Here is a 6,980-nt window from a genome sequence, read left to right as displayed (position 1 = left end):
ACTTGTTGTTCCTGCTGCAGGAGCTGCCCAAACTGGGCGGAAATCCTACCGAGGAACAACTGGTTCCGCTGCTCCCCTGGGCCGAAAACCTTCCCGAGTATTGCAAACTCAAATAATTTCAACCGATTTGAGCTCCTCATGGGAGCTCTTTTGTTTATCCCTCACGGGGGATTATGGAGCGCTTACAAAACAGCTCGCAACGCGAGCTGTCTGCACAGAGAACTTCCTGCAAAAATTCTAGGAGGTCTGCTGTAAAAACGGCCTGATTTTTTGTGGAAAACTTTTCCTCACAAAACGCACCGTTCTATGCTCTTGTTTGCTTTGGGCTGGTCAATGGAAAGGCCTTCGATTAGCCACCGGAATTCCTGCCAACTCAGACTCCGCATCTCGGCACAGCTGCGGGGCCATTGAAATCCTCCGCCATTCTCCATTCGCTTATACAGCAGAACAAATCCGTCTCCCTCCCACAACAGGGCCTTGATTCGATCCCGCCGTTTGCCGCAAAACAAAAACAGGCTATTGGAAAACGGGTCCAGCTCAAACTGCTGCTGTACGATCTGCGCCAATCCGTCTATTCCGCGCCGCAGGTCGGTGTACCCACAAGCCAGATAGATATGATCTACCCGGCTGATGTCACCCAGCATGTCGGATTCCTCGAACGACTGCGCTGATCTGTTCTGCGCTTGCGCCTGCTGGAAGCTCTACCAGGATATCCTGGATATGTAAGAGGATTCGATCTGAAGTTGCAGGACCACATATATTCTGCGGTACTTCCAGCTCCTGAAATTGAATTTCAGCCTTCTCTTCGGCCAGCAGACTATCTCTCATTTTCCGCTGCCACTTGTAAAAGCTGGACACAGGAACGCCATGTTCTGCACACCAGACTTTGATGGGCTGGCCGCTCTGTTTTGCAGCGGCGATGGTTTGAATCCATTGTTCTTCCCGAACTGCCATTGCTCTCTTTTCCATGTTTGCCTCCTCTGTGGGGTTTCTCACCGAGGCCGTGTATTTTTGAGAGTGGTCTCAAAAATACACGCCCACTACATGGAACGATTTTCTCACTGGGAGACCGGGTTTGGCAAGTACGCTGTTTCGTGGGGCGCTTACGGTCATACCGCTGCGTTGCCTTATCTTGCAAACATATAAAAACATTTTATGATACCGTTTTTCTTAAAAAAAGTCAATGTCCAACAACGCCGATGTGCCTGTCCAATTTGAGCGACGCGGCTGTCCATTGAAGTCCGATGCCACTGTCTAATGAGTTGCGGCCAAGGTGTCTTTTCTGAAGGTTATACGCATAAGTCATTTACACAAAGCCAATTATCTTTTTTTAATAGTCCAAACTAATTTATAGATACTAGCAATCGCAATTAGTACTTTACACACCAAAGGATCAACCTTTTTGATTAAAGCATCCTTACCCAATAGTATTGCTTTATCATTCACAATACAATTATACGTCAGTGCGAGAGGCTTTCGAATAGCGGTTTTCAGTCGATAGTGCAAATACCAATTATAAAACCCATTTAGATAAATACAGTCCGAAACAATTCTGCTATCTATATTATAGTCATGAGACTTCATCTGCTTTGTAACACTATCCTCATGAACTTCGTAGATTCTCAAGCATTTCTGCAGAAATAACTTCTTAGGGTATTTCTTTGCTATTCTAAACCAAACTGTTGATTCAGACAAAAAATGCCCCTTAACTTCAACATTTTTAAATTTTTGCATTATATCAGTTCGAATCACTCCCCATTTTTCCCCGTCAACCCTAAATTTGAAATGCATTTCAAGATCATTAGAAACCATTCGATCCTTTGGGTACGGTGTTCCAATCATATCACCCTGCTGATCCATGCAATGGACACCAACTCCAGAATAATCAATGCGTTCATTTTCCGATATGGAAACCCACGCATTCCAGAATATTTCCAGTGCCTCTGGTATAATATAATCATCCGAATCAAGTGGTACAAATAATTCACCTTTGGCAATATCTACAGCGCGATTTTGAGCAACATGCTTCCCGCTGTTATGTTCTAGACGCAAATATGTAATTGGAATATCTGTTTGTTCTATTATATCCTTTATGACCTCATCGGAATTATCGGTACTTCCATCGTTTACTATGACCCATTCAAAGTCTTTAAGCGTTTGCTGTTGTAATGCGTTAAAACATCTACTTAGTATCGTCCCCCGATTAAAAACAGGTGTAAAGACAGTAAATTTATACTGGTACATAAATAATATCCTCCACCAATGGATTTTTCTGACACAGATAATACTGGTATATTTTTTTGAATCCTTTCAAATTCCTTATGGTCGTGTCTTCACATCAATTCAGGCTGCCTTACAGTTGCCTTAAAACACCCAACAAAACCTAAAAGCGATCAAAGCAGCGGCAAGGGTGAAAAAGGCCAAATGGATATCAGCTCTGCGTTCATAACGGACAAGCAGACGCCTGTATCGATGAAGCCAGGCAAAAGTCTGCTCGACAACCCAACGGTGTTTTCCAAAATGAGTAGCGCTGTCCACTCCTCATCTGGCAATTTGGTGTTTTATGCGCTGTACTGTGCACGCCTGCCTGCAAAAATCATATCCTTTATCAGCGTGAAATTTCTGAGGGCGACAAGTAGGTCTCCCATGCAAATTTTGCAGGATGTCATGGTGAAGGTTTTCCTAAACACCAGCTTCCTGCCAATCCCGAAGTCTGCGCCAGCAGGTCTCCCCACGGTATCCCCGTCTTGAGAACAAAGATGATCTGGTCAAAGCTGCCCGGTCCGGTATACGTGAACGGCCTCCTTTGGGGGTAAGCTCATGTTTTGGCAAGAGTGGTTCAACCTGACTCCACATTTCGTCGCTTACTAGCTTCTTGGGCATTTGTTTCACCCCCCGCTAATATTTTACAGCATATTCCTCCATTTGTCAGGTTTTGTTAGGTGCTCTTAAACTATCAAGGTAGTGTCAATAGTTGAACCTTATCGGTCTTCTAAGCGAGAGCATATATTTTTGAGAGTGGTCTCAAAAATAAACTTCTACTACATAGAATCATTCTCTCACTGGGAGGCTGGACTTGACAAGTACACTATTTTGTGAGGCGCTTACCGTGAGTTTCTTATCGTTCGATCGCCGTAATATCACCGTAATAACGAATATAACGGCTTTATCTTATTCCTGTATACGAATATACAGGCTCCCAAAGACAGAGTCAAAACCAATGCCCCTATAATAAATGGATTTTGCTCTATATCAAGATAAAAGCATGCAATTTGAAAAATAGAAATTAGAGGCCGATGTGTATAGTATATTCCTACACTCAGATTGCGGTATAGTGATGAATCAAGTTTATTTTTCTGAACCAAGGTCTGCGCTTTCAGAGCAATCAACAACAATATACTGGCTAAAAATGGCTGCATCACGTACTGCGATTCATCATCCACATACGAGAAATTTTGAACAGTCATAATTTCCAACGCATATACCCCATATATAACAACCGCAATCAGAATCAAAACCTTCAGTCTAAATTTTTCTCCATACCTGCACCATAACAAATATACACCTATTCCAATGAGCAAATATGGAAATCCCACAAAAACACCGTTTCGTCCTGAAATGAAGTATCTGCGGTAAAGACGAACGACATCTGCCAAGCATGTATTTTCTACAAGGAAATAGTATCTGTTTGTAATAAGCCCAATAATATAGCAAATCATAGCAATTGATATGACTAAACTCCGCTTTGCCTTGATCCGGTAGAAAAACAAAAGAATACATGCACCAACAATGCAAGCCTGCATGAACCATAATGCACCATACGGGTAGAACAATATGTGCAGTACTATATCTCTAATCACTTGCTTCAAAGAGGCATTCGAAATTGCCATCTGTTTATATACTTCAAGAACTATATTCCCAAAATAAAAGCGGCATAAGCAGGCGTTTTATATACCCACCGATAGCATGCTCTACCCCTTTTAAGGCCATAGAATTGGACAGAAAAAAGCCCGTTGTCACAAAAAAGAACGGTACCGCTACACAGAAAATTGCTTTTCGAACATAGTAATATCCCCCGCCAAATAAGACCGACAGCATTTCCGTGTGATGTAACACAATACATACTGCAAAGGCCAATTTCATATAGTCAACTATATTGTATACTCTATTCTGATGAATCAACTGCTTGCCCTTTCTGATAATATATTTTTATATTCCTGTTCAATGCATTCTGCGGTTTTTTCAATGCAGAAATTGCTCTTTGCATATTCAAATGCCTGCTGACGAATCCTGTCCAGGTCGAACTCGCCATCCCATATCTTTTTTATAAGTTCCGCTGCACTATCTATATTAGCCTCTTCATAAAGAAAACCTGTGCTACCATGCCGGATAATCTCCTTTGTTCCTCCGCAATTATTTCCAACAACGACTGCGCCGCCAAGCATTGCTTCTACTGTCACCAGTCCAAATGCCTCTAGCCTTGACAACATCAGAAAAATATCTGTTTGCTGGAACAGCTTATTCACATCGGTAACAAAGCCCAAAAACACAAAAGAATCCTCTACTCCGCATTCCTGAATAATGCGTTTATACTCACCTTTTCGGCTGCAATTTCCTGCTACAGACACCTGAACAGGGATTCCATACCGTTTCTTCAGAACACCAGTAATCTTAATCAAATCCGAAAAACCCTTGCCCTCATTTGTCCCACCGAGAAACAGCAACCGCATCGTATCCCCGATTTGCTTTTTCGAATTGATCCAATGACACTGTGGAATAATAATGCCGTCATATATTTTACACCAATTATCCCGAACAAACCGACTCTGATATTTGGCTTTGATGGCATCTGAAATGCAGATTATTCGATCACTCTTTGCAAACCATTTCTGGATATATCTCTCTGAAAAAACAATGGTTCTGGAGTAATCCTCTTCCAAAAATTCTCTTAGATGCCATACATGAGCAATTCCGGCAATTGATGCTGCTTTACAGCCAACAACTGTCAAAGAATCATTCGTGTGGATAATCTCAATCCCATTTTCCTTTGCATAGGATGCAATTTCATTGGCTTTATTCCGATTGTTGGCATATATTCTTATCTCCTCCCATATTCTGCTGATTGGATTCTTTTTTTGGGGGATAGTCGTAATCCACCGCCTATAGCCGAAGATCTGATACTGTATACCTGCCGCTTTTAGTCTTTCTTCAAAGGCCCCCGACTTCGGCAGAGCCACATAAACATTGTAGCCTCTTTTTTTTAGCTCTGATGCGAGCCAAAGCAACTCATTATTTGCTCCACCGTTTTGACTATAGTGGGTTACAAATAGCACCTTCATTTACTTAACCCCTTTTTTTGATGATCTTTTTGGATAAATTAAAAACCAGATTAAACAGGTATTTCCTTTCCTCGCTCTTCCAAAATAGAATAATAAAAACCAACTGAGTGGCCAAAAACACAAGAACACCGCAGAGAATCCAACTGATAAAAGATCCAATGATGCCAGCAACGATTGTTCTGGCTACAGTACATATAGCTATGGTAAGTAGGGCAAAGCTGATAAACTGCGTCCAATAGGAAGCCATTGATCTCATAAATATATATTTAAATAAGAGATACGGTTCTCTCCATGTCACGGTCAACAAGCAGCTAACAATCGTTCCAATGAACACGCCGGCAATCCCCCAATACTGGACTGCAATAATAGATGTTACAAGGTTCAAGCCTGCTTCAATATAAGGCCGAATGACATCCTTGACAAACAAACCGCTTGCGCTCGTAAAAGACATATTTGTCTGACGCGACAGTTCCAAATAGAACTGCATACACAGCAGTATTACTGTAAACTCATCTAAAAGCATTTTCCGCCCAATCCATAAGGTGATAAATGGGTCAACTAATGTATACAGACAAATTGTAATGGACGCAACAATCCACAGATTAACAAAATTCAAATTCTTGTAGACCCTATATTGACCTTCTTTATCCATGCTAACGTTGACATTTCCTAGGCTTGCAGTTGTATTGGAAAGCATCTGGCTAATTAAAGTCTGTAAATTGTTGATAATCAGGGAATAGTTTGAATACAGGCCAACCGCCATCAGTCCCTCAAATTGGGAAAGAATGATGGCATCTGTACTGCGCAAAACCACAGACCCGACTTTATGACTCAGGCAAGCTGTAGTATCCTTCATTATATCTTTGGTTTCCGCGGTGGTAATTTTCTCTGTTACCGCAAATACAGCTTTGTATTTTCTGACAGCATACAGACTAATTAAATAGTTGCCACCCACATTCGTGATAATATTGGCAACCAATGTCAAAATATAATCATGTGTAATAGCCAGTGTTACAATCTGGATTGTGTACCGTATAATGGTAATCACCGTCTGAGCTCCAGTTACAATGTATTTTCTTTGGTCTGCCACCAGAAGTGTTTGACGATAGGCAAACATATAAGATGATGCAGTTTGAAATAGATAGAGAAAGAATGCAACATAGATATTTACATCCGCCGGAATTTCCGAAGAATCCTTAATCAGGATTTTAATGAACGGTAGCATAGACAAACCAACACCCATGATCACACAGAAGATGATCCGATAGACATGCTTGAAAAAATTCATTAGTTTTCCAACTTGAACATAATCATCTTCTTGAATCGGCCGGTAGAAACGAAAAACGATTGCATTTGTAATTCCTAAGTCAGCCATTCCAAGCAGATTGAGCAACTGCGTAAAAAGTCCATTAATACCCAAATACTCAACTGTCAGAAAGTGCAAGAAGATACTTCTATACGTGAAGCCCAGAAGCAAATTTACAACAGAATAAATTTCTCCTGTCACTGTAGATTTCAGCACATTTTGCGTGCGCTCCGATTTATTAAACATACTGTTTATCTCCTTTTTCATGCGATCCAGATTCAAATCATTTAGCTTGCAGACTATTTGAACTTAACATCAGTGGTCTCATGAAACAA

The 6,980-nt window shown here is 41.2% G+C and carries 6 protein-coding genes and 1 pseudogene; all 7 read right to left on the bottom strand.

What is annotated here, in order from left to right:
• Positions 1-287: 287 nt before the first annotated feature.
• The 7 genes and pseudogenes from tnpB to B5G28_RS08445 all read right to left on the bottom strand — a co-directional run bounded on the left by tnpB (position 288) and on the right by B5G28_RS08445 (position 6,891).
• On the bottom strand, positions 288-644 hold the full coding sequence (gene tnpB / locus B5G28_RS08475; RefSeq protein ID WP_087233766.1) for an IS66 family insertion sequence element accessory protein TnpB: 357 nt from the start codon (positions 642-644) through the stop codon (positions 288-290).
• A complete protein-coding gene (locus tag B5G28_RS08470; RefSeq protein WP_087247828.1) occupies positions 634-969 on the bottom strand; it encodes a transposase in 336 nt (111 codons plus the stop codon). Before B5G28_RS08470 ends, tnpB begins: the two co-directional genes overlap by 11 nt.
• A 351-nt stretch (positions 970-1,320) precedes the next feature.
• On the bottom strand, positions 1,321-2,244 hold the full coding sequence (locus B5G28_RS08465) for a glycosyltransferase family 2 protein (protein WP_087247826.1): 924 nt from the start codon (positions 2,242-2,244) through the stop codon (positions 1,321-1,323).
• A gap of 120 nt (positions 2,245-2,364) precedes the next feature.
• Positions 2,365-2,883 (bottom strand): annotated as a pseudogene (locus tag B5G28_RS08460) (transposase).
• A gap of 257 nt (positions 2,884-3,140) precedes the next feature.
• Complete coding sequence (locus B5G28_RS08455) at positions 3,141-3,890, bottom strand: acyltransferase family protein (protein WP_087247824.1); 750 nt, start codon at positions 3,888-3,890, stop codon at positions 3,141-3,143.
• 288 nt (positions 3,891-4,178) lie between these two features.
• Entirely contained in the window at positions 4,179-5,339 is a 1,161-nt protein-coding gene (locus B5G28_RS08450) for a glycosyltransferase family 4 protein (RefSeq protein ID WP_087247821.1), read from the bottom strand.
• A gap of 4 nt (positions 5,340-5,343) precedes the next feature.
• Positions 5,344-6,891, bottom strand: a complete 1,548-nt coding sequence (locus B5G28_RS08445; protein ID WP_087247819.1) for a hypothetical protein — start codon at positions 6,889-6,891, stop codon at positions 5,344-5,346.
• Positions 6,892-6,980 lie beyond the last annotated feature (89 nt).

This window comes from Faecalibacterium sp. An77 (genome assembly GCF_002161315.1).
Classification (GTDB): domain Bacteria; phylum Bacillota; class Clostridia; order Oscillospirales; family Ruminococcaceae; genus Faecalibacterium.
The sequence above is the reverse complement of the archived record's forward strand: the minus strand, read 5'-3'. Positions and strand labels throughout refer to the sequence as shown.